This window comes from Providencia sp. PROV116 (assembly GCF_028482485.1).
In the GTDB taxonomy this organism is placed as follows: domain Bacteria; phylum Pseudomonadota; class Gammaproteobacteria; order Enterobacterales; family Enterobacteriaceae; genus Providencia; species Providencia rettgeri.
Map to the genome: position 1 here is coordinate 1 of NZ_JAMPQO010000014.1, position 23358 is coordinate 23358.

The window sequence follows — 23358 nt, forward strand, 5'->3', positions numbered from 1 at the left end:
TCTAAAATGGCGGTGAGGGAGGGATTCGAACCCTCGATGCAGCTTTTGACCGCATACTCCCTTAGCAGGGGAGCGCCTTCAGCCTCTCGGCCACCTCACCATATTTTAGTTACACACAATTTGTTTTTTCAAACATCTCGTTGCTGTGTGGCGCACATATTACTTTCCTAGACTTAGAAGTCAAACAATTTTTCCAAACTTTTTGCATTCCGGTGTCTGTTTGCACATTTCACAAGCAAGATGATTAGTTTAACACCGAAAAAGATATATTTCAGCCCCTATGACACTAACTTTATAAACAAAAATACTGGAAAAAAATTATTCTACAAATGAATAAAAATGTGTTCACAGGATTGATTAGCCTATACTTCAAACAAAAGGAAACAAAATTTCAGAACAAGAGAACCGAAAACTAAACAATAATGTGAGTTTGATGCTAGAGAGGTATAAAAATGAAAGGATATTTTTAGAATATAATATGAGTAAGACAAGCGCCCATTCTTGCTGTGTGGTCAATCATTGGACGCTTATTCATTATTATTGATTATCTGGTTGAGTCTTTTCAGCCTGGATCCGTTGATAAATTTCTTCACGGTGAACAGAAACTTCTTTTGGCGCATTAACACCAATACGAACTTGGTTGCCTTTGACACCCAATACAGTAACTGTTACCTCATCGCCTATCATGAGTGTTTCACCAACTCGACGAGTCAGAATAAGCATTCTTTGCTCCTTGAAATATTAAAAGAGTCGGGTCTCTAGGTATCCCCCGCTATTGTCCATCACACACCGTGAAAACGTAAAGCAATGACATTCACCTAAAGCATTGATGCCATCAATACAAGCATTCTAATTATTTACAAGCAAAATATAGCACTACAAACGATACATTAACAATGCCGCAACAGATTAAAGTTGCCTCATCTTTTAATGAGGCAACTTTGTAAGTGCTTACAGGCGTGCTTCAACCCATTCTTCGACACTCGCCATAGCAGTAGGTAATGCGTTAACGTCAGTACCTCCTGCTTGAGCCATGTCTGGGCGGCCACCACCTTTACCACCAACCTGACCTGCAATGTGGGAAATCAAGTCACCTGCTTTAACTTTAGCAGTTAAATCATTAGTCACCCCAACAATCATACTGACTTTATCACCACTTGTTGTTGAAAGCACGATAATCGCTGATTTCAACTGATTTTTAAGGTCATCAACCATAGTTCTCAACAACTTAGGATCAGTATCTCCTAATTGAGTCACTAATAATTTGATGCCTTTCACGTCTTTCGCTTTGCTACTTAGTGAAGCACTTTCTTGAGATGCTTGTTGATCTTTTAGTTGCACAATTTCTTTTTCGAGCTGGCGAGATTTATCTAATGCCGCTTTCACTTTCTCGACAAGGCTATTCATATCACCTTTAACCAAGTGTGCAATTGCTGAAAGTTGCTCTGATTGATTGTGAATACTTTCAATTGCTGTAGTGCCTGTCGTCGCTTCAATACGACGAACACCCGCAGCCGTACCCGATTCACTCAGAATACGGAATAAACCAATATCTCCGGTACGACGCGCATGGGTACCACCACATAATTCGATAGAAAAATCACCCATACTCAGAACACGTACACGCTCTTCATATTTTTCACCAAATAATGCCATAGCGCCTTTTGCTTTTGCACCTTCTAAATCCATTAGTTCGGTTTCAATTTCTGAATTTTTACGGATTTGTGCATTCACAATATCTTCTACTTGGCGTAGTTGGTCTTGTGTCATCGCCTCAAAATGAGAGAAATCAAAACGCAAGTATTTATCATTAACCAATGACCCCTTTTGAGAAACATGGTCACCTAATACTTGGCGTAGTGCCGCATGCAGTAAGTGCGTTGCTGAGTGATTTAAACGTATAGCATCACGTCTAGCGCTATCCACGAAAGCGGTAATTTTATGGTTAACAACGAGTGATCCCGCTTCAACCTTACCAATATGCCCAATCGCTTGACCATATTTTTGCGTGTCAGTAACTTTAAAGCTCGCACTATCATTATTTAAATAACCAGTATCACCGACTTGCCCACCAGACTCTGCGTAAAATGCTGTTTTGTCTAGTATAACTAAGCCTTCTTCACCAGCATTCAAGCTATCTACAGGCTGGCCATCTTTATATAATGCAGTAATAGTAGCTTGTTGCTCATCATATTGATAACCGGAGAATTCACTGCGCTTATCAACTTTAATTAAAGAGTTATAATCTGCCCCAAAACCACTGGATTCGCGCGCACGACGACGTTGGTCCTCCATCGCTCGCTCAAAACCTTCTTCGTCGACTTTAATATTGCGTTCACGGCAAACATCTGCCGTTAAATCGATTGGGAAGCCATAAGTGTCATATAAGCGGAATGCGGCTTCACCGTCCAGAGTATCCCCTTTCAGTGAGGCAAGCTCTTCATCTAATAATTGAAGACCACGTTCTAAAGTACGAGCAAATTGTTCTTCTTCGGTCTTGAGAACTTTTTCGACCATTGCTTGCTGGCGTCCAAGTTCATCAGCCGCGGACCCCATGACGTTAATCAGTGGCGCCACTAATTTATAGAAGAAGGTATCTTTGGCACCAAGCATATAACCGTGACGAACAGCACGACGGATAATGCGACGCAGAACATAACCACGGCCTTCATTTGATGGAATAACACCATCACTAACAAGGAATGCACAAGAACGAATATGGTCAGCAATAACACGTAATGATTTATTTTCTAAATCTGTCGCACCTGTTGCATTAGCAGCAGCAGCGATGAGATCGCGGAAAATATCAATTTCATAGTTTGAATTAACGTGCTGCAATACTGCAGAAATACGCTCTAAGCCCATTCCTGTATCGACTGAAGGTTTTGGCAGAGGCTCCATTGTCCCGTCAGACTGACGGTTAAATTGCATGAAGACCAAGTTCCAAATTTCAATATAACGATCACCGTCTTCTTCTGGGCTTCCTGGAGGTCCACCCCATATGTGGTCACCATGATCATAGAAAATCTCGGTACATGGGCCACAAGGACCGGTATCACCCATCTGCCAGAAGTTATCTGACGCATATGGCGCGCCCTTGTTATCACCGATACGAATAATACGCTCAACTGGAACACCAATTTCTTTGTTCCAAATGTCATAGGCTTCATCATCAGTTGCGTAAACGGTCACCCACAGCCTTTCTTTTGGTAAGTTAAACCATTCTTCGCTAGTCAATAATTCCCAAGCAAAACGGATTGCGTCATGCTTAAAGTAATCGCCAAAGCTAAAATTGCCTAACATTTCAAAAAATGTATGGTGGCGAGCGGTATAGCCCACATTTTCTAAGTCGTTATGTTTACCACCCGCGCGCACACAGCGCTGCGCGGTTGTCGCTCGGGAATATGCTCTTTTATCCAGACCAAGAAATACATCTTTGAACTGGTTCATCCCTGCGTTTGTGAACAATAGTGTAGGGTCATTATTTGGCACTAGTGAACTACTAGAGACCACTTGATGACCTTTTGTATGAAAAAAGTCGAGAAACGCTTGACGGATCTCAGCGGTGCTTTTACTCATATTTATCCCGATATCAAGCTGGAAACAGAATTACGAATTGTTGAGATGGAATGTAACATCACCTCTAATCAACTCTCCGATTAAAAAGTGACTGATAAGATAAAGTCTCTTTGTGCAGAAGTAAAATATAGATACATCCATTCGCAGCTTTCATTGTAAAGCGTCTAGATATTTTCTGAAAGTATGTTTATACCTTGCACTGGTGTATTTTTCCACAGAAAAACTGTTCAATAAACTATTAATGTAATAGGTTTAAAACAAAACAGGCGCAACCACATCAGCGGAGCGCCTATAATTTACTTGCTAATCAATAAACTAGATTGATATTAAAATTCTTCTGGTGTTTCTTCTTCATCAGAATCATTGATAAAATCTGTTGCCGCACTGCTAAATTCACCAGTGTGGTTTAATAACATTTCACGCAGTTTGGTATCAATTTCTTGAGCGACTTCAGGGTGCTCTTTTAAATAATTTGTTGAATTAGCTTTACCTTGGCCAATTTTATCGCCGTTATAGCTATACCAAGCCCCTGCTTTTTCAATTAATTTGTGTTTTACACCCAAATCAATTAACTCGCCGAAGGTATTAATACCTTCACCATACAAAATTTGGAATTCAGCTTGTTTAAATGGTGCTGCAACTTTGTTTTTCACCACTTTAACACGAGTTTCACTACCGACGATTTCCTCGCCATTTTTCACTGCACCAATACGACGGATATCTAAACGAACAGATGCATAAAATTTTAATGCATTACCACCCGTTGTTGTTTCTGGGTTACCAAACATAACACCAATCTTCATACGAATTTGGTTGATAAAGATCAGTAGGGTATTAGATGTTTTTAAGTTACCCGCTAACTTACGCATTGCTTGGCTCATCATACGAGCAGCTAAGCCCATATGTGAATCACCAATTTCACCTTCAATTTCTGCTTTTGGTGTTAACGCAGCAACGGAGTCAACGATGATTACATCAACCGCACCTGAGCGAGTTAATGCATCACAAATTTCTAGCGCTTGTTCACCGGTATCAGGTTGAGAACACAGTAAGTTATCGATATCGACGCCTAATTTTTTAGCATAGATAGGGTCTAAAGCGTGTTCAGCATCGATGAAAGCACACGTTTTACCGCTACGTTGTGCTGCTGCAATAACTTGCAGGGTTAGTGTTGTTTTACCTGAGGATTCAGGGCCGTAGATTTCAACAATACGACCTAGTGGCAAGCCACCAGCACCCAATGCAACATCAAGGGATAAGGAGCCTGTTGAGATAGTTTCAACATCCATAGAGCGGTCTTCACCAAGACGCATAATGGAACCTTTACCAAATTGCTTTTCAATTTGGCCTAATGCTGCTGCAAGTGCTTTTTGTTTGTTTTCATCAATAGCCATGTTTACTCCCTAAGTGCAATGATTTGACCACTGCAAATAAAACGATTGAATTCGGTTTGTTGAAATTGATTATACTGTATAATCATACAGTATCAAGAAAATTTTTAATTTAACTGCTTTAAAAGTGTTTCAAGTATATAAACTGTTGATTGAAAACGAACTTCGTTTCGGTTTCCTTGAAACACTCTATGTTGTGTTGTGACAAATACCGTTTGGTCTGCCTGTTTTTGCGCAAAACCAAACCATACCGTACCAACAGGTTTTTCTATACTACCGCCCCCAGGGCCTGCAATTCCACTAACTGAAACAGCGAAATCTGCACAAGCTTCTAGCAAAGCGCCTTCCGCCATTTCAGTAACAACTTGTTGGCTTACAGCGCCATACCGTTGTAAAGACTCGCTCTTAACACCAATCATTTGATGCTTTGCTTCATTACTGTATGTCACAAAACCGCGCTGAAAGTAATCTGAGCTACCCGAGATATCGGTTAAAACCTTCGCAACCCAGCCCCCAGTACAAGACTCAGCGGTTGTGACTGTTTTACCCTGTTCTTTCAGTTTCAGTCCAATCTGAATACTCAGTGTTTCAAGCCGTTTCTCATCTATCATGATGCTATCTACCTTTATGCCATTTTTTTACGAGCGCGATCCCAAACCCATAAACCCGCAATCGCAATTGCAAATACAGCACCAAAACCAATACCTGCATTCACAACGGATAAACCTGCTTTGATAGCGAGTGAGTACAAGCCTAACATAATCAGCATTGCACTATTTTCACCTAAATTTTGTACGGCGATCGCATTCCCTGCGCCAACGGTTTCCTTCCCTTTTTCTTGCAATAATGCATTCAATGGAACGACAAATAAACCGCCAAAAATCCCAAGGATAATTAAAATAAAATAGGATGGAATAATGTTAGTTTGCAAGGAAAGTAACACTACCATCACACCTATAATAACTCCCGCAGGGATGCATCGATAAACCGTTTTTAAGGTAATAAATTTGGCAGCAAGCCCCGCACCTGCGACTATCCCCACCGCAACCATCGCATTTAGAATGGTTGGTGTGGTGTTGTCTTGTAACCCCAACGCTACAGGCACCCATGCAACGAGCAGAAAACGCAACGTTACCCCGGCTCCCCAGAACAAGCTAGTTCCGACTAGTGAAAAACGACTCTCTTGATTCGCCCATAGCACACGGCAAGCACTGAAAAAAGACGCCATCAACAGCTTAAGATCCCAACCTTTTCCAGGCCTCGCCGCAGCTAAGTGTGGGATGAAAAAATTCGCAATAACGGCTAACGCATACAGTGCAGCGCATGTACCTAACGCTAAGATTAAGTTAATATCGGACAGCATTCCTCCGACAACTGACCCCACTAAAATGGCTGCAATTGTTGAAGCCTCCATCACACCATTGGCCTTAACAAGGTTATCGCCGCCAGTGAGTTCACCGAGAATACCGTATTTAGCCGGTGAATAGGATGCTGCACCAATCCCCACTAACCCATAGCAAAGGAATGGGTTTAGGCCAAAACAAATCCCTAGTGCTCCAATAAATTTAAAGATGTTAGAAAACAACATCACTCGGCCTTTTGAAAACCTATCCGCGATTTGCCCAACAAATGGCGCTAAAATGATGTAAGTAAAAACAAACACCATTTGCAAGATAGGGTGACTCCACTCGGGGTAAAATTCGGCTTTGAGCTGGGCTAATATGGCAAATAATAATGCATTATCCGCAAATGCAGAGAGGAACTGTGAAGCCAGTACTGCTTTCATACCTCGGCTCATTAGCGGTGAATTGGAAGTGCTTTCTTGCATATTATTCATCCTTTAATGCCATTTGCTTTAATGTAACAAAATCCGTTTTACCACTACCTAGCACTGGCAACTCTTTAACAAAACGAATATCGCGTGGAACCGCTAACTCGGTTAACCCTTTGCTTTTGGCTGCACTGGATAATGCGCTACGGTCTAATTCTTTATCTGTTGTGAACAAAACAAGCGCTTCACCTTTACTGCTATCTGGCTTTGTAACCACACCGTGATTTGCATTGGGAGAAAGAGATGCCACCATTTGCTCGATACTTTCGAGGGAAACCATTTCGCCTGCAAGTTTAGCAAAACGTTTAACACGGCCTTTTATAGTACAGAAATTTTTATGGTCTAATTCAACGATATCACCAGTGTCGTACCAACCTTCCTCTATTTCACCTTGTGCATTTTCAGCTTGTGGTGTTTCAAGGACGCCTGGGGCTTCAACGCGCAAATACCCTTTCATAATATTTGGGCCTTTAAGCTGTAATTTGCCACCTTGTTCAATTCCGGAAATTGGAATAATTCGCGCTTCCATTTCAGGTAAAATTTGCCCAACAGAACCTTCTTTCGCGGCCATAGGGACATTGATTGATACAATTGGTGCACATTCAGTGACCCCATAACCTTCAAGAATTCGGATGCCAAATTTATCAAACCAGATTTTTTTCGTTTTATCCGATAATTTTTCTGCACCGGCAACCACATAACGTAAACGTGCGAAATCATACTGATGAGCAAACCGTGCGTAGTTGCCTAAAAAGGTTGATGTTCCGAATAATACGGTGCAGTTTTTGTCATAGACTAATTCAGGAATGACTCGGTAATGCAATGGGCTTGGATAAAGGAAAACTCGGCTTCCTGAAAATAGAGGGATAAATAAACCAACCGTCAAACCAAATGCGTGAAATAACGGCAGTGACGACATAAAACGGTCACGTGGGGTGAAATCAGCGATCGTTTTTATTTGTTCTACGTTTGCCATCAAGCTAGCATGGCTGTGAACAACACCTTTTGGTGTACCTTCAGAACCAGATGTGAATAAAACAACGGCTTCATCAGACGGTTTACGGGGAAGAATGGCTTTTTTAGGGTTGAATAAGTGTTTAATAATCCATAATTTATCTTGCCATGTTACCGTATCTTTTAAATCTTCAAGATAAATCCAACTTGCTTCTGGCACTTGTTCTGGAATATGCGTTAAGTTGCCTTTTTCCAAAAATTGGCGCGAAGTAAAGACTACTTTCGCTGCAGAGGCTTTTAACGCGTTACTAATACCGTGACTGCCCGCTGTGTAATTGAGCATAGCAGGTACTCGGCCTCTCATTAAAGCACCGAAAATTGCAGCCGCGGTGACTGTCGCATTTGGCAATAATAGGCCAACTCTTTCATTTTCATGTGTATAGCGTTCAATAATACGACCAACCCCTAAGGTTTTTTTCAATAGGGATTGATATGAGTCTTCTTTAAATGCGATGTCCTCGATACAAGGCGTACGGCGCCCAAAAAACTGAACACTTTGAATAAATTCTTCAACTAATGTGACTTGTGGTAAACAAGACATACGAGCAGATTTCATGATTTGATACAGGTGTTCACCAGCCAGAGCTCGACGCTCTACAGCCTTAGGTGCTTCAGGCATTGGGATAGCTTGTGCCGGCAAGATATGCAATGTGATCTTCGGAAACCATTTTAATGGAAAAATGCCTTTCAGACGCCCAAAATGGCTATATTGAGCCCCTTCTATACGAATAGGAACAACTTTTGCTCCGGACTTTGCGGCCACAAAAGCCGCTCCTTCGTATATTTTCATTAAAGAGCCATGAACCGAAATTCGGCCTTCTGGAAAAATAACTATCGGGCGCCCTTTTTCTACCTCTTTAACTAGATGACGAATACCTAGAGGGTTGGCAGGATCAAGAGGGACAATATCTGCATAGGGCTTAAGGCGCTTCACCATTTTTGGTGTGGCAAATGTTGAATAAACAGCAAATACAGGTTTAACAGGTAAGAAAAGTGCGATTAATACACCATCAAGGAAAGAAACATGATTAGGTGTAATCAAACATTTATCTTGATTAAACTCTTTCGCATCGCCAATAACTTGCACGCGAAACAAAAATTTAAGTACTGTTTTGACTATCTTTGCCAACATAATGAGTCCCTATACTATGATTATATTTTTATATATTTGTGTGATACAACTATACCTTTAGTGACATCTATCTTACTGAGCTACTCCCTTTGCTCTAATTAGTATATTCCGAAAACACCGCAGGCTTATTAGTCATTAGTTTAAGTTAAATCATTAAGTTGTGCGATGATATCGTCGACAGGCTGCGCAGCATCAATAATATGGTGAGCAGTCGCACGGTAGATAGGTTCCCTTTGTTGCATCACTTCTTCAATTTCTTCAATTAAAGATTTCCCGGTCAAACTTGGTCGTTGATCCGCTTGTGGCTCTGCTGCAAGGCGTTTTGCTAAAACTTCAGGATGGGTATTTAAATAAATAACAGTGCCGTTATTACGCATAATTTGCTGATTTTCTTCTGCGAGAACCAGGCCTCCGCCAGTAGAAACAATCATATTATTTTGCTTAATCGACTTAAGGACGTCAGTTTCTAGCTGACGAAAGTAATCCCAACCGTGCTGTTCAACAATTTCAGCGATACTTTTTCCTGCTTTTTCTAAAACCAATTTATCTGTATCAACAAATTGATAGCCTTTAGATTCTGCAAATTTTTTACCAATTGTGGTTTTACCCGAACCTCTTGGACCGATAATGTAAAACATTAAATTTCATCCCATCATCATGAATACTAAGCAATACTGATTACAAATTTGCTTATGATAAATTGCCTAATTAGACAAATAAAAAAAGAAAGCCACACAAGTGTGGCTATCTCATCATTTTTACTCATTATGGACGACTCAAAAAGTCGCCATATCCGATCCATTTATACGTTGTTAGTGCATCTAACCCCATAGGGCCACGTGAGTGTAATTTCTGCGTACTTACTGCGACCTCTGCACCTAAACCAAACTGCCCACCATCAGTAAAGCGAGTGCTTGCATTAACATATACCGCTGCTGAATCTACACATTGAACAAAATAGCCAGCTTGATGAATAGATTCTGTCAAGATAGCATCAGAATGCGCAGTACCATACTGGCGAATATGGTCAATAGCTGCGTCAATGTCATCCACAATTTCTACGTTAAGATCCAGTGATAACCACTCATCGACAAGGTTTTCAGGTTTTACATCAACAATTTTCGCTGGGCCTTGTTTTAGTAATGGAAGTGCTTTTTTACTCGCATGCAGTGTGACTTGTTGCTGCGCCATTTTTTCACTTAAAAACGGTAGGAACTCAGTCGCAATCTCTTTATGAACTAATAATGTTTCAAGTGAATTACAGGCACTTGGGCGCTGAACTTTCGCATTAATAATCACATCAATGGCTTTATTAAAATCCACCGATTTATCAACAAATGTATGGCAAACGCCAATTCCCCCGGTAATTACCGGGATCGTGGATTGCTCACGACATAATTTATGTAACCCTGCACCGCCACGAGGGATTAGCATATCAATGTAACGATCTAATTTGAGTAATTGTGCAACTAATTCACGGTCCGGATTATTAATAGCTTGTACGGCATCTGCTGGCAAGCCGCTATTTTCCAATGCTTTTTGAATAACTTCCACTACAGCAAGGTTAGTATGATGCGTCTCTTTCCCGCCACGCAAAATGACCGCATTACCTGTTTTTAAACATAACGAAGCCACATCAACGGTAACATTAGGGCGAGCTTCATAAATAACGCCAACAACTCCCAATGGAACACGGCGACGTTGTAAATTTAAACCGCTATCCAATTGGCTTCCATCAATGATTTGCCCAACAGGATCAGCTAATTGACATACTTTTCTGACATCATCAGCAATACTTTTTAAACGCTCTGGCGTCAATAATAATCGGTCTTGTAACGCCTCACTCATACCGCTTGCTTTTGCCTGCGCCATGTCTTTTTGATTCGCTGCCAGTATAACTGCATTATCTTGTTCTAGTAGATCTGCAATTTGTAATAGTGCTGCATTTTTTTGTTTGGTACTTAACTGAGCTAATTGCCATGAAGCAACTCTTGCTGCCTTACCCATTGTCTCTAACATAATTAACTCACTATCATATCATCACGATGAACAGCCACAGAACCGTGTTCATAACCAAGTATTTTACTGATTTCTTGTGAATGGTGCCCAGCAATCATTCTCAGTGCATCACTGTTATAATGGCTGACCCCATGAGCTAGGTCTTTTCCTGCCATATTACGAATACGGATCACTGCGCCTCGAGAGAAATCGCCTTCAATCTTTTTAATTCCTTTTGGCAACAATGAACTCCCTTTTTCCATAATTGCCAGTTGTGCACCATCATCAATGTAGACATCCCCAGCGGCTGGAGCACCGAAAATCCAACGTTTACGATTTTCCATTGGATTTTTTTGCCCATAAAAACGGGTACCAACTGGAAGATTTTCAATAACCGCATTAATAACATCGGGTTTATTGCCTGCTGCAATGATAACATCAATTCCTGCGCGGCCCGCGACATCTGCTGCTTGTAATTTAGTTGCCATTCCACCGGTTCCTAACCCGCTAACGCTTCCCCCCGCCATTTCACGAAGTTCATCATTGATACCATACACTTCGGATATCAATTTTGCATTTGGATTACTGCGTGGGTCAGCATCATATAAGCCTTCTATATCCGTGAGTAATAGCAGTTTGTCGGCATCGCCAAGAATCGCGGCCAAAGCGGATAGATTGTCATTATCACCGACTTTAATTTCTGCGGTAGCAACGGCATCATTTTCATTAATAACTGGAATGATTCCGTTATCTAACAGAGCTTGCAAGGTATCTCGTGCATTTAAGAAACGTTCTCTGTCTTCTAAATCGGCTCGTGTTAGTAACATTTGCCCGATATGAATACCATAAATGGAGAATAACCGTTCCCATAACTGAATTAAACGACTTTGACCGACCGCCGCAAGCAACTGTTTAGATGCTATGGTAGCCGGCAGTTCGGGGTAATTTAAATGTTCGCGACCCGCGGCAATTGCCCCAGAAGTCACAATAATAATGCGATGCCCTTTTTCATATTGCTGCGCGCATTGCCTGACAAGCTCAACAATATGAGCTTGATTTAAACGGCGCGAGCCCCCTGTTAATACACTGGTCCCTAATTTAACTACCAGCGTCTGGCTATTTTTCATCATTTTTCTGCCATTAGGATTAATAAACCAAAAAGTAGGTATCATTTTTATCAGGAGAAGCGCGTTATGCCAACAAGCATAACGCAAAATTCAACAAAAGTTGGTTTAAAACAAATTTATGCGCTTAATTCCAGTTTTAATTCTGCCATTAGCGGGGAGGGAAAGAGGCTTAACTCAAGTTCAGATAATTGTTTTGCAAGGGCTTGGTGAAATGACACTAAATTTTGCTCGGTCGCTTCAATGGTTGCCGCATCTTTTAGTGCTTTGACTTGCCAACTACCATGACTGTTGTATAGGCCAAAATGATAAATAAATTCAAAGCCCTTATCAGTTGCTACCAATTTTAGCCACCACCCCCAAAATTCGCGTTTTTCTGGGGCAATATTTGCATTCACGCAAACAACGAGGCTATCAAATATATAACAGCCATTTAAACATTGTTTTTCACGTAAATAAGGTCCTATCGAAGCAAACTTCTTTAAATACTTTCCATTTGAGTAATCAGTCGGTAAAGCCATGTTAAGGATCTCCTTCTTGGGAAGATCCCTTTTTAACAAATGGGTAAAAATAAGCAAGTTATTAAATAAAATTAAAGTATTTTTGCTTTTAACCAATTAGTAGTTTCACTTAACGCCTTTTCAAAATTAGCAAAAACAGGCTGGCTTGGTAGCATTATCGTATCAGCATCCATCGAAGAGCGTCGAATTAAATCAGATTCGGCTTTAGGGCTATAAATATCATCTTTGAGGCTAACCGATAACATTGGGACTTTACTGCGTCGCCCTAAAAGCCCTTGATTTTTAAGTGAATAACAACTTAACTCATGGCGTAAAGCAGAGCCATCAACTTGATAAATACCCAAACGACTGGCGAACACATCCAGAACCATTCGAGGAATATCCTGCTGATATTTCTCTTCATGCAATAAACTGTGCACAATTGGCCCTATGACAGCGACTGCTTTAATCTTATCTGGACACATATAAGCTAATCTTAATGCTATATTTGCGCCAAAACGCATACCCACGATACCAAAACGCGTGTGGTCAATCCAAGCGATATCCCCAATCTGGCGAACAATTTGCTCATGTAGGGTGCTTGTTTCCTGTGTAAGCTTTTGTTTTACCGAATAACCAATAGATGGCATATCCAGTGTTAGCATCGCAATACCGAGAGGCTCGAGGTAGTCACGAAAATAGCGGCAAAAATCAATTTGTAAGCTATCTAACATGCCGCAAATCATCACGGTCGGGTAAGGCCCTTGACCATGTGAAGGAATATGTAAAAAGCCACAGACTTCTTTTCCACCATCAACTTTAAATGGAATTTTCTTTAAGCGATATTGAGAAAATTTTGCTGCGCTATCATACGCTTTACAAGCCAACAAAATAGCTTGGTCAGCCAGCTCGTCACCTTTAATAAAAGGATAAGCTGCAATGCTGTACAAATTAGCAGAACGCAACCAAGCATCCCCTGCTTCTGCACCTTTTTCAAACTCTAACGCTTTTTGCTGCCAATGCATGGCTTGCTGGGACCATTCAAAACACCAGTTTCCACGACGATTACCAATGACTGTATCCAATAAATTATCATCACTACGCTCAGCATCTGAGATAGCAATACGGCTTAGCACCTCTTCAATTTCTAAGGCGTCTATTCCCCGCCAAATCCACATTAAGCGGTTAATCATACGGTACCACCCCGCATGGTGAGACCCACTTAACACACTATGTTCTTTAATTTGAGAAATTGTTTGAGATGAATAAGAGACTAATGTTGACGTTTCAACTTGTCTGACTTTAGGTTTGAAAAGTTTTTCTGAAAGGTTTTGCTGAGTCATCCCTATTTCCTTGTCTATCAGAGTTGAATTTGGCCAAAAATAAAGGGAATGCAAAAATGCACTCCCCAAATTATATCGTGTTTAGCTTAAAAATTTTAGGTATTAATGTGTTTTTGCAATCAATAAATTCTATAACACTTTATAATTACAATGTTTTTACCTAAAGCTCGCGTAAAACACAGATTTATTTATCTTGTTCACACAATGGTTTAACAAAAACGACGCCCATATCCCATGGCTGTTCGATCCATGTGTCTTGTGGAATATCAACTACGTAGTCATCCACTAATGGACGCCCTGCAGGTTTTGCAAAAATAGTAACAAAGTGGGCTTTAGGGTACATGTTACGGATAGCTTGAGCTGTGCCGCCTGTATCCACCAAATCATCAATGACAATATAGCCTTCACCATCACCTTCAGCACGTTTAATCACGGTTAATTCGCGCTGGTTGTCATGGTCATAGCTAGAAATACAAACGGTGTCAACGTTACGAATACCAAGTTCGCGTGCTAGAAGTGCTCCAGGAACAAGGCCACCACGGCTAACCGCGATAATACCGGTCCATTGCTCTACTGGTAATAAACGTTGTGCGAGTTTACGGGCATGTATTTGCAACATATCCCACGTTACGACATATTTTTCGCTCATAAAATTCGGGTCCCGACTGCTGAGTAAATCTGAAATGTGTCTTGCGGAAAAAAGGTTGCGCGAGATTATAGTGATTTGGCCGGTTAAAAACCAGTAAAAAGCACCATTCGACATTAATTATTATCATTTACACTGTCCATTGCTCAAAAGAAAGTGTTATCCTGAGTTTATCAGCAATGCATCATTTAATTTTGCATATCAAGCTAGTAACTAACATAACTCAACTAAAAATCTCTGAGGTAATTTGAGTTGCTCAGTCAATAAAACTAGTGATGCCATACCCCAAGGAAATTAAATATTTTCCCTAAATAATTTGGGTTGTGGCTAGGCGGCAAATGAGAAAATCCCTAGGAGCATACATAAGTATGTGACTAGGGTTTACGAGTGAAGCCAACAACGCTACAACTCAAAATATGACGGGAAAAGGAGAAAAACGTGTCTGAACTTGCTATATTATCCCCCCAACCACTATGGGACATCTTCGCGAAAATCTGTTCTATCCCGCACCCTTCATACCACGAAGAAGCCTTAGCCGCACATATTGTTGATTGGTCAAAACAAAAAGGCTTTCACGTTGAACGTGATGAAGTGGGTAATATTCTGATCCGTAAACCTGCAACCCCTGGTTATGAAAACCGCAAAGGCGTTGTTTTACAAGCTCACTTAGACATGGTGCCACAGAAAAATAACGACACGGTACATGACTTTAAAACAGATCCAATTCGTCCATATGTTAATGGTGAATGGGTCACCGCTGAAGGAACCACTTTAGGTGCTGATAACGGCATTGGCTTAGCTTCTGCGTTGGCTGTTCTTGCTGATGATAGTGTTGAGCATGGGCCAATGGAAGTTCTTCTGACCATGACTGAAGAAGCCGGCATGGAAGGTGCGTTTGGCTTGAAAGCAGGCTGGTTACAAGCCGATATTCTGATTAACACCGACTCAGAAGAAGAAGGTGAAATTTACATGGGTTGTGCTGGTGGGGTTGACTTTACCTCTACGTTTGACCTGACGCGTGAAGCATTACCACAAGGCTATAAAACCTTCACAATGACCCTAAAAGGCCTAAAAGGTGGGCACTCTGGTGGTGATGTACATTTAGGCTTAGGTAATGCCAATAAGCTGTTAGCACGTTTTCTAGCTGGCCACGCAGAAGATTTAAACCTAAAACTATTAGATTTCAGAGGTGGTACTGTTCGTAACGCCATTCCTCGGGAAGCTTACGCCATTATTGCCGTTCCTGCGAACAAAGTCGCGGAGTTAACTGCCCTAAGAGCTCGTTATGAAGATATTCTGAAAAATGAACTAGCCGTCGTTGAGCCTAACCTTGTTCTGCTACTAGATGAAACGCAAAGCGAATTAAAAGCACTTTCTGATGACTGCCAAAAACGTTTTGTTTTCTTCTTAAATGCGGCGCCAAACGGTGTGATCCGCATGAGTGATGTTGCCATTGGCGTGGTTGAAACGTCACTTAATGAAGGTGTTGTACGCCTAACTGAAGATAAAGCAGAAATTATCTTCCTTGTTCGTTCACTTATCGATAGCGGTAAAAACTACGTTGTTAACATGCTGACATCTATCAGTAAATTAGCACAAGCCCAATACCGTGCAGAGGGTAGCTACCCAGGTTGGCAACCAGATGCAGACTCACCAGTAATGCATTTAGTCAGCGATACCTACAACAAGCTGTTCGGTAAAATCCCTAATGTCATGGTGATCCACGCAGGCCTTGAGTGTGGTCTATTCAAAAAACCTTACCCAGACATGGATATGGTTTCAATTGGGCCAACTATTCGCGGTGCACACTCCCCTGATGAACGTGTACACATTGCAAGCGTTGGAGAGTATTGGAAATTATTAACTGCGGTTTTAAAAGCAATTCCAGTCAAAGAATAAGCAATTAATTGTTATGAAACACCCATCATGCGATGGGTGTTTCACACTGCTGATAAACATATTATGTTTGGCGGCAAGTCTAATAGGTTTTGAAAATAAATGAGGAAAATCAAATCATTGATTTTCGTCTGATAACACAAAGCGGGAAAAACCACGCTTTTATCCCGCTTTGTTAACAACCTCAAACACCCATCATGCGATGGGTGTTTTTTATAATTCAAGTAATAATTGCCTTTCAAGCTGCGGGCTTTGCAGCATCACATGCAAACCAACTAACCGAACACCACGCCCTAAGCGGCGATTATCCCAAACTTGTTTCGCTATCTGGACTAAATCTTGTTTATTAAGAATTGGGTATACGTGTTCTTGTGTTGTTTGCTGAAAGTCTGCAAATTTAAATTTTACACCTTGACGAGCAATACGCAGATCTGGTTTTACCTTCGCTAGACGTAATTGTAGTTCGTCATAGAGTTTATCAAGCAGAGGAAGACAATCGCTCCATTGATATATATCTTCTGCAAGGGTGCGTTCAACCCCTACCGACTTTCTGAGTCTATCAGGGTTAATAGCACGCTCATCGATACCATGGCATCGATCCCAAAGTACCTGCCCGAATTTACCCATGCTTTTAACCAATGTAACAACATCATATTTTTGGACGTCAGCACAAGTGAGTAACCCCATATCCGCTAATTTCTGAGCGGTTACCTTACCCACGCCAGGAATTTTTTTAAGGGGCAAGCTAAGAATAAATTGATCCATATTTTGCGGCGTGATCACGAATTGGCCATTGGGTTTATTCATATCTGAAGCTATTTTCGCCAAAAATTTTATTGGCGCTATCCCCGCTGAAGCGGTTAATTGCAGTTCATCAAAGATTTGCTGGCGAATGGCCTTAGCAATTAGCGTTGCAGAGCCATGTAATTGCGTACAATCAGTGACATCCAAATAAGCTTCATCAAGAGAAAGTGGTTCTATGAGGTCAGTATAGCGAGCAAATATTTTTCGAATATACAGGGAGGTTTCTTTGTAAAGTGCCATATGCCCAGGAACCACTTTCAAGTGAGGGCAAAGCCTAAGTGCAATCGCAGTAGACATCGCACTGTGAACACCGTAGCGACGGGCTTCATAATTTGCAGTACTAATAACGCCTCGGCGATCTGCGCTTCCCCCCACTGCAATGGGGACATTACGAAGGCTTGGGTCGTCACGCATTTCGATCGCTGCATAAAAGCAGTCCATATCAATATGAATAATTTTACGCACGGGTTAACTCTGCCAATCAAACACCTGATTAAATATACAGTATTTTTATTAGCCATGCAATTATTGTCACATCACCATAAAATTGACGAATGAAAAAGCTAACTCCATGATAATTAGGTAATTCATATTATTGCAATAATCATCTGCCAAGCTATCCAACTCTAGATTCGATTTAAAGTTTGTCTTAAAAATAAGTATTACTACTTACTTTTAAACAAAAAAGTAATAAAAAGAGTTGTTTTACCAACAACAATACCTTGAAAAACTATTTATGGATCATCTCTATGGCAATGATATCAACATCAAAATATGTTAAATTTATGGCTCCTCTCATTATGCTGCTTGCTAGCCAAACAGTTTTCGCACTATCCCCTAATTTAGCGCTATCCCCTAAAATTGTAGCTCACCGTGCAGGAACAGCAGATGCACCAGAAAATACAATTTATGCCATTGATTTAGCCAAGCAAAATAATGCCGATGCTATTTGGCTTACCGTTCAACTTAGTAAAGATAATCAATTAGTCCTATATCGTCCGAGTGATCTAGATTCATTGACGGACAAAAAAGGTAACGTATCTGCTTATACAGTAGAACAACTCAATCATGTCAATGCTGCTTATAAGTTTAGTCAAAAACATAATCAGCAATTCCCCTTACAAAAAACAACTATCACTACACTAGAAAATATTCTGCAAAAATACCCAGACACAACTTTCTACGTAGATTTAAAATCCCCTGACGCCAACCCTGATATTCAAGCAAAGGCGATTTTAGCTCTCTTAGATAAAACTAATGCATTTAACCAAGTACGTTTTTATTCCACTAATGATGAATTTTTAAAAGCACTCAAATCCCTTTCTCCAAAGATCCCATTATTTGAAAGTCGTGATGAGACTCGCACCCTGTTGGCAAATGTCGTGATGAACCATCAATGTTCAATAGAAAATGACAAAACAACAACTCGCTGGTATGGCTTTGAACTACATCGTAAAGTTGAAGTAGTCGAAAAATATACATTAGGTGAAGCTCGCTCACCAGCGACCCTTTCATGGGATAAAGAAGCCATCGATTGTTTTAGAAAAAATGGCAATGCTTATATCATTGTCTTTGGCGTTAATAATGAAAGTGACTACCAACTCGCAAAAGAAATTGGTGTGGATGCTGTAATGGTTGACTCACCTGAAGCGTTCAAAAAATAATATTTATTTAACTAAGCTACTTATTTTTTATCTCGTTATTAAAATTAAGTAGCTTATTTGATTTTTAATTAATCAGTTTTATTGTGATTCCTTTCATTAAAAAGTAACAACCTATATTAATTACACCTTCAGTAAAGAAGATCATGATAAATCTTCACTAAATATTATTTTTCATAATTAATATTACAAAGAGGGAGATATGGCTAAATCATCTGGAACTATTTCTATTGAAAATAAGTAGAATCAAGATATTAAAAAAGTAGAAATCATTTATCACTGTACTGAAGATGAATATGATAAATTTTTTTACCTACAATATACCCGATAACCATATAAACAAAAAACACATTCAGTATTTCATATAGTTATACTGGATTAAGTGCTTGGATAGGTAATATCACTACTAAAGATAGGAAAAAATGGAGCAGTGGTAGTTTCTTAAATTGCAATGCAAATAAGGCTTAAAACTGCCAAATCGTTATTAGCTTTGATGGTAATAAAAAAGAAATGACCGTTTGCTACCCGAGCTTTAACATGTGCTCAAAAGAAATAGTTCAAATTGGGAGTGTGTCTGATGAAGAATAAAATTAACGCATCGTTTTTTAAACTAACATTTGAGAATTATTGGGGGGAACATCTAATACAAGTTGGTATTGATATGGACCCAGACCCTTATCATCCTAGTAAAACTTATTTTCAAGATGACGGTGATATATCAATAAAAAACATTGAAAATAAATAACATATAACGTTTAAAGAGCAATTTTATTACTCTTTAGAGGATATACATTACTGGAGAATTTTTTTATCACGAAGTATGGGCAAACTTGGGTATCTGAATATGGTTTCTCATGTCAAATAAAACCCGAAGATAACCACACTGTTATTATTAGGGTTAATGGTGATTCTAAAAGAATGTATGTCTCATTTCCCAATTCAAATTCTTGCTCAACAGCTCTTAGTAAAGCTCAGTAGCTTCATAAAATAAAGAATAAGTGAATTAACCTTCTATTTGTAAAAAGCCTTAATCTCTATCAACTTCGCTAATTGAGATTAAGGCCAAATATAAGTACTAATTTAAATAATACGGTTTTTATCCAGTAATTTTTGACGGGCTTCTTCACGCGCCATACGTTTTTTACGTGCATCACAAGGCTCAGGGCAATCACACACCTTTTCAACACCAATACTGCTTAACCCGCCGCAGCTACCTTGGATACTCTTACGTTTAATAATATACCCAAGTGACATACCTAAAAAGGCCAGCAAAAACAGTGCAAAGGCTGCAATAAAAATATTCAGCATTTTTTATCCTCCTACAACTACTGTTTTTTGGTTAAAAATGGTTCGAATGCCTTAGTATAGCGCTCTTCAAAACCTTTATCTGTCTTAACAATCATAAAAACAGGAATATTCATTTTTTCAGCTAAAGCAAAGCCAACTTCAGGCCCTAAAACATTTAGTCCTGTAGATAAGCCATCAGCACTCATGCAATTTTCTGCAATTACTGTAATAGAGACTAAATTATGTGTGATTGGTTTTCCTGTTTTTGGGTCTATCGTATGAGAAAAACGAACGCCATCTTGCTCGAAGTAATTACGGTAGTCCCCTGATGTAGCGATAGAGCGGTCACCTGGTTCAATAATCTCTTGTGCTGTTTGGCTGACACCATCCGATGCGGGTTTTTCTATTGCGATACGCCATGGCACTTCTTTACCATTTGTTCCTTTCGTACGCACTTCACCACCAATATCAACCATATAATTATTGATACCTAATGATTCTAAATATTCAGCAACAACGTCGACACCATAACCTTTCGCAATGGAGGAAAGATCGACATATAGCTCAGGGATTGTTTTAATTAAGTTATTATCTTGAACAGCGAGTTTTTCGATACCAACCCATGCTCTGCGCTTAGCCAATTCTTCATCCGAAGGTGCTTTAGTGACTCTTCCTTCAGGGCCAAACCCCCATAAATTAACTAAAGGCCCAACCGTTACATCTAATGAACCATCTGTCAGCTTATTAATTTCAATGGCTTTTTTAACTACAGTTGCCGTTGCTGCAGAAACAGGGAACGGTGTATTGACTTCTTTAAACTGATTAAAACGACTTAATTCTGAGTCTGGGCGATATGTTGACATTTGGTCGTTAACTTCTTCCAAACGTTTATCTATTTCGGCTTGAATTGCTTCAGGCTTTGGCTCCGAAGAATCTGTGACATATTTAACCGAATAATACGTACCCATTGTTTGCCCCTGAAGATTCTGTTGTTCAGGTCCACCACAGGCAGTAAGAAACAGTGCTGCAACAAATAGCAGTACCGAGGTATAAATTCTTTTACTTAGCATAATTTTCTCCGCGTCAATCATGAGCGCATTTTGTTAAGGCCGCCCAGACTATTAACACACTTTACATCGTCACCCATGCAGAGAATGTTCCAGTCAAAATAATCATAAACCTACCTATTAACCGTTAACTCATTAGCGCTTAATAGATTTACTAAATCACAAAGAGGGAAAATATTTTCCCTCTTTAAAGTGTTACTGTCTACTGACTTTGATAAGCCTAATAAAATCAGCTAAGTTGCTTAACCACCGAAGTCATCCAATAGGATGTTTTCGTCTTCAACACCAAGGTCTTTCAACATTTTGATCACGGCAGCATTCATCATTGGAGGCCCACACATGTAGAACTCACAATCTTCTGGCGCTGGATGGTCTTTTAAGTAGTTTTCATATAAGACATTATGGATGAAACCGGTATAACCATCCCAATTGTCTTCAGGCATAGGGTCTGAAAGCGCTACATGCCATGTAAAGTTTTCATGTTCTGCTGCAAGTTGGTCAAAATCTTCAGTGTAGAACATTTCACGAACAGAACGCGCACCATACCAGAAACTAATCTTACGTTTAGAATCTAAGCGGCGCAGTTGGTCGAATATATGAGAACGCATTGGTGCCATACCCGCACCACCACCGATAAACACCATTTCCGCTTCCGTTTCTTTAGCGAAAAACTCACCAAACGGCCCAGAAATAGTCACTTTATCCCCTGGCTTTAATGACCAAATATAAGAGGACATAATTCCTGGAGGGACATCAGGATTACGAGGTGGTGGCGTAGCAATACGCACGTTTAGCATGATAATGCCATACTCTTCCGGGTAGTTTGCCATCGAATAGGCGCGAACAGTTGGTTCTTTAACCTCAGACACATAACGGAACAGGTTAAATTTATCCCAATCTTCACGATATTCTTCTGGTACATCAAAATCTTCATATTTGACGACATGTGCCGGGCATTCAATCTGAATAAAGCCACCCGCACGGAAAGGAACGACCTCTCCTTCTGGAATTTTCAATTTCAGCTCTTTAATGAAAGTTGCTTTGTTATCATTAGAAATAACTTCACACTCCCATTTTTTCACGCCAAATATTTCTTCTGGAAGCTCAATTTTTAAATCTTGCTTAACGTTGACCTGACACGCTAATCGGCAGCCTTCTTTTGCTTCACGTTTGTTAATGTGAGAAAGCTCAGTAGGCAGAATATCACCACCACCTTCTTTGATTTTCACACGGCACTGACCACAAGAGCCGCCACCACCGCACGCTGATGAAACAAAAATACCTTGGTTTGATAACATGCCTAATAGCTTGTCACCCGCAGGAGCTTCAAAACTTTTGTCTGGATCGCCATTAACTTCAACTTTGATGTTCCCTGTGTTGACTAGCTTGGATTTTGCAAACAGGATTAAGCCTGTCAGCACCAAGACAATCAGGGTAAACATCACGACACCTAAAATAATAATTTCCATGAATTCTTCTCGCCTTTATAGCTGCACACCGGAGAAGGACATAAAGCCCAATGCCATTAAACCGGTTGTCACAAAGGTGATACCTAACCCTTTTAGACCCGATGGAATATCTGAGTACTTCATCTTCTCTCGAATAGCTGCCATCAATACGATTGCGAGCATCCAACCGATCCCCGAACCGAACCCATACACAATCGATTCGCTAAAGTTATAATCACGCTGAGCCATGAAAGAAACACCACCGAAAATGGCACAGTTAACGGTAATCAATGGCAAAAAGATACCTAACGCGTTATACAGTGACGGGAAGTAGCGGTCTAAAATCATTTCAAGAATCTGAACTAACGCGGCAATAACACCGATAAAAGTGATGAAGTTCAAGAAGGATAAATCGATACCTTCAGCAATCGCACCATCACGCAATACTAAGTTGTATACCAAGTTATTAGCTGGGACAGAAATCCCAAGAACTACCGTTACAGCGATACCCAGTCCAAAAGCAGTTTTTACATTCTTCGATACCGCAAGGAAGGTACACATTCCCAAGAAAAATGCTAATGCCATATTTTCAATAAAAATGGCTTTAACAAACAGGCTAATATAGTGTTCCATGTGA

General features: G+C 40.2%; 20 protein-coding genes and 1 tRNA gene. 3 read left to right on the top strand and 18 right to left on the bottom strand.

Annotation, left to right across the window (positions count from 1 at the left end; genetic code table 11):
• Nucleotides 1-7: 7 nt before the first annotated feature.
• The 13 genes from PSE72_RS09830 to gpt all read right to left on the bottom strand — a co-directional run bounded on the left by PSE72_RS09830 (nt 8) and on the right by gpt (nt 14561).
• Nucleotides 8-100 (bottom strand) — tRNA-Ser (locus tag PSE72_RS09830).
• 437 nt (nt 101-537) lie between these two features.
• Nucleotides 538-723, bottom strand: coding sequence for a carbon storage regulator CsrA (gene csrA, locus PSE72_RS09835; RefSeq protein WP_004264815.1), 186 nt, complete (start codon nt 721-723; stop codon nt 538-540).
• Nucleotides 724-951: 228 nt separating this feature from the next.
• Nucleotides 952-3579: an alanine--tRNA ligase gene (alaS, locus tag PSE72_RS09840; RefSeq protein ID WP_115166713.1), complete on the bottom strand. Its 2628-nt coding sequence runs from the start codon at nt 3577-3579 to the stop codon at nt 952-954.
• A 326-nt stretch (nt 3580-3905) separates the two neighbouring features.
• A complete protein-coding gene (gene recA, locus PSE72_RS09845; protein ID WP_004914068.1) occupies nt 3906-4973 on the bottom strand; it encodes a recombinase RecA in 1068 nt (355 codons plus the stop codon).
• 104 nt (nt 4974-5077) lie between these two features.
• Nucleotides 5078-5581, bottom strand: a complete 504-nt coding sequence (pncC, locus tag PSE72_RS09850) for a nicotinamide-nucleotide amidase (protein ID WP_196718531.1) — start codon at nt 5579-5581, stop codon at nt 5078-5080.
• A 14-nt stretch (nt 5582-5595) separates the two neighbouring features.
• A complete protein-coding gene (lplT, locus tag PSE72_RS09855) occupies nt 5596-6798 on the bottom strand; it encodes a lysophospholipid transporter LplT (RefSeq protein ID WP_004914071.1) in 1203 nt (400 codons plus the stop codon).
• 1 nt (nt 6799) lies between these two features.
• Entirely contained in the window at nt 6800-8947 is a 2148-nt protein-coding gene (gene aas / locus PSE72_RS09860) for a bifunctional acyl-ACP--phospholipid O-acyltransferase/long-chain-fatty-acid--ACP ligase (RefSeq protein WP_115166712.1), read from the bottom strand.
• 140 nt (nt 8948-9087) lie between these two features.
• Nucleotides 9088-9585, bottom strand: a complete 498-nt coding sequence (aroL, locus tag PSE72_RS09865) for a shikimate kinase AroL (protein ID WP_004914075.1) — start codon at nt 9583-9585, stop codon at nt 9088-9090.
• Nucleotides 9586-9712: 127 nt separating this feature from the next.
• Nucleotides 9713-10966 (bottom strand): glutamate-5-semialdehyde dehydrogenase, encoded by a 1254-nt coding sequence (gene proA / locus PSE72_RS09870; RefSeq protein ID WP_115166711.1) that lies wholly within the window; start codon nt 10964-10966, stop codon nt 9713-9715.
• Between the two features lie 2 nt (nt 10967-10968).
• Nucleotides 10969-12072, bottom strand: a complete 1104-nt coding sequence (proB, locus tag PSE72_RS09875) for a glutamate 5-kinase (RefSeq protein ID WP_272690961.1) — start codon at nt 12070-12072, stop codon at nt 10969-10971.
• Nucleotides 12073-12188: 116 nt separating this feature from the next.
• A complete protein-coding gene (gene crl, locus PSE72_RS09880; RefSeq protein WP_109911974.1) occupies nt 12189-12590 on the bottom strand; it encodes a sigma factor-binding protein Crl in 402 nt (133 codons plus the stop codon).
• A gap of 71 nt (nt 12591-12661) precedes the next feature.
• Entirely contained in the window at nt 12662-13912 is a 1251-nt protein-coding gene (gene frsA, locus PSE72_RS09885; RefSeq protein ID WP_004914084.1) for an esterase FrsA, read from the bottom strand.
• A gap of 184 nt (nt 13913-14096) precedes the next feature.
• Nucleotides 14097-14561 (bottom strand): xanthine phosphoribosyltransferase, encoded by a 465-nt coding sequence (gpt, locus tag PSE72_RS09890; RefSeq protein WP_004914086.1) that lies wholly within the window; start codon nt 14559-14561, stop codon nt 14097-14099.
• A gap of 435 nt (nt 14562-14996) precedes the next feature.
• On the opposite strand from gpt, the gene pepD reads away from it, so the two are divergent.
• Nucleotides 14997-16457: a beta-Ala-His dipeptidase gene (gene pepD, locus PSE72_RS09895; protein ID WP_004914088.1), complete on the top strand. Its 1461-nt coding sequence runs from the start codon at nt 14997-14999 to the stop codon at nt 16455-16457.
• 210 nt (nt 16458-16667) lie between these two features.
• Here pepD and dinB read toward each other — a convergent pair whose 3' ends face one another.
• Nucleotides 16668-17723, bottom strand: a complete 1056-nt coding sequence (dinB, locus tag PSE72_RS09900) for a DNA polymerase IV (protein ID WP_115166710.1) — start codon at nt 17721-17723, stop codon at nt 16668-16670.
• Nucleotides 17724-18007: 284 nt separating this feature from the next.
• Between dinB and PSE72_RS09905 the strand changes: the two genes are divergently transcribed.
• Nucleotides 18008-18922 (top strand): glycerophosphodiester phosphodiesterase family protein, encoded by a 915-nt coding sequence (locus tag PSE72_RS09905; protein ID WP_004914092.1) that lies wholly within the window; start codon nt 18008-18010, stop codon nt 18920-18922.
• Between the two features lie 574 nt (nt 18923-19496).
• Nucleotides 19497-19664, top strand: coding sequence for a hypothetical protein (locus tag PSE72_RS09910; RefSeq protein WP_217007902.1), 168 nt, complete (start codon nt 19497-19499; stop codon nt 19662-19664).
• A 335-nt stretch (nt 19665-19999) separates the two neighbouring features.
• On the opposite strand, the gene nqrM is transcribed toward PSE72_RS09910, so the two are convergent.
• The 4 genes from nqrM to nqrE all read right to left on the bottom strand — a co-directional run bounded on the left by nqrM (nt 20000) and on the right by nqrE (nt 23354).
• A complete protein-coding gene (gene nqrM, locus PSE72_RS09915; protein WP_004914094.1) occupies nt 20000-20227 on the bottom strand; it encodes a (Na+)-NQR maturation NqrM in 228 nt (75 codons plus the stop codon).
• 17 nt (nt 20228-20244) lie between these two features.
• Complete coding sequence (locus PSE72_RS09920) at nt 20245-21276, bottom strand: FAD:protein FMN transferase (RefSeq protein ID WP_042851653.1); 1032 nt, start codon at nt 21274-21276, stop codon at nt 20245-20247.
• Nucleotides 21277-21515: 239 nt separating this feature from the next.
• A complete protein-coding gene (gene nqrF / locus PSE72_RS09925; protein ID WP_004264766.1) occupies nt 21516-22742 on the bottom strand; it encodes an NADH:ubiquinone reductase (Na(+)-transporting) subunit F in 1227 nt (408 codons plus the stop codon).
• Nucleotides 22743-22757: 15 nt separating this feature from the next.
• Complete coding sequence (nqrE, locus tag PSE72_RS09930; protein WP_115166709.1) at nt 22758-23354, bottom strand: NADH:ubiquinone reductase (Na(+)-transporting) subunit E; 597 nt, start codon at nt 23352-23354, stop codon at nt 22758-22760.
• Between the last annotated feature and the right edge of the window lie 4 nt (nt 23355-23358).

Excerpts from the sequence above, each read along its gene's own strand:
- frsA (WP_004914084.1), bottom strand. The coding sequence starts at position 13,912 with ATGACTCAGCAAAACCTTTCAGAAAAACTTTTCAAACCTAAAGTCAGA.
- PSE72_RS09905 (WP_004914092.1), top strand. The coding sequence starts at position 18,008 with ATGGCAATGATATCAACATCAAAATATGTTAAATTTATGGCTCCTCTC.
- proA (WP_115166711.1), bottom strand. The coding sequence starts at position 10,966 with ATGTTAGAGACAATGGGTAAGGCAGCAAGAGTTGCTTCATGGCAATTA.
- PSE72_RS09920 (WP_042851653.1), bottom strand. The coding sequence starts at position 21,276 with ATGCTAAGTAAAAGAATTTATACCTCGGTACTGCTATTTGTTGCAGCA.
- lplT (WP_004914071.1), bottom strand. The coding sequence starts at position 6,798 with ATGCAAGAAAGCACTTCCAATTCACCGCTAATGAGCCGAGGTATGAAA.
- pncC (WP_196718531.1), bottom strand. The coding sequence starts at position 5,581 with ATGATAGATGAGAAACGGCTTGAAACACTGAGTATTCAGATTGGACTG.
- proB (WP_272690961.1), bottom strand. The coding sequence starts at position 12,072 with ATGAAAAATAGCCAGACGCTGGTAGTTAAATTAGGGACCAGTGTATTA.
- gpt (WP_004914086.1), bottom strand. The coding sequence starts at position 14,561 with ATGAGCGAAAAATATGTCGTAACGTGGGATATGTTGCAAATACATGCC.
- recA (WP_004914068.1), bottom strand. The coding sequence starts at position 4,973 with ATGGCTATTGATGAAAACAAACAAAAAGCACTTGCAGCAGCATTAGGC.
- PSE72_RS09910 (WP_217007902.1), top strand. The coding sequence starts at position 19,497 with ATGAAGAATAAAATTAACGCATCGTTTTTTAAACTAACATTTGAGAAT.
- alaS (WP_115166713.1), bottom strand. The coding sequence starts at position 3,579 with ATGAGTAAAAGCACCGCTGAGATCCGTCAAGCGTTTCTCGACTTTTTT.
- nqrF (WP_004264766.1), bottom strand. The coding sequence starts at position 22,742 with ATGGAAATTATTATTTTAGGTGTCGTGATGTTTACCCTGATTGTCTTG.
- nqrM (WP_004914094.1), bottom strand. The coding sequence starts at position 20,227 with ATGCTGAATATTTTTATTGCAGCCTTTGCACTGTTTTTGCTGGCCTTT.
- crl (WP_109911974.1), bottom strand. The coding sequence starts at position 12,590 with ATGGCTTTACCGACTGATTACTCAAATGGAAAGTATTTAAAGAAGTTT.
- aas (WP_115166712.1), bottom strand. The coding sequence starts at position 8,947 with ATGTTGGCAAAGATAGTCAAAACAGTACTTAAATTTTTGTTTCGCGTG.
- aroL (WP_004914075.1), bottom strand. The coding sequence starts at position 9,585 with ATGTTTTACATTATCGGTCCAAGAGGTTCGGGTAAAACCACAATTGGT.
- csrA (WP_004264815.1), bottom strand. The coding sequence starts at position 723 with ATGCTTATTCTGACTCGTCGAGTTGGTGAAACACTCATGATAGGCGAT.
- nqrE (WP_115166709.1), bottom strand. The coding sequence starts at position 23,354 with ATGGAACACTATATTAGCCTGTTTGTTAAAGCCATTTTTATTGAAAAT.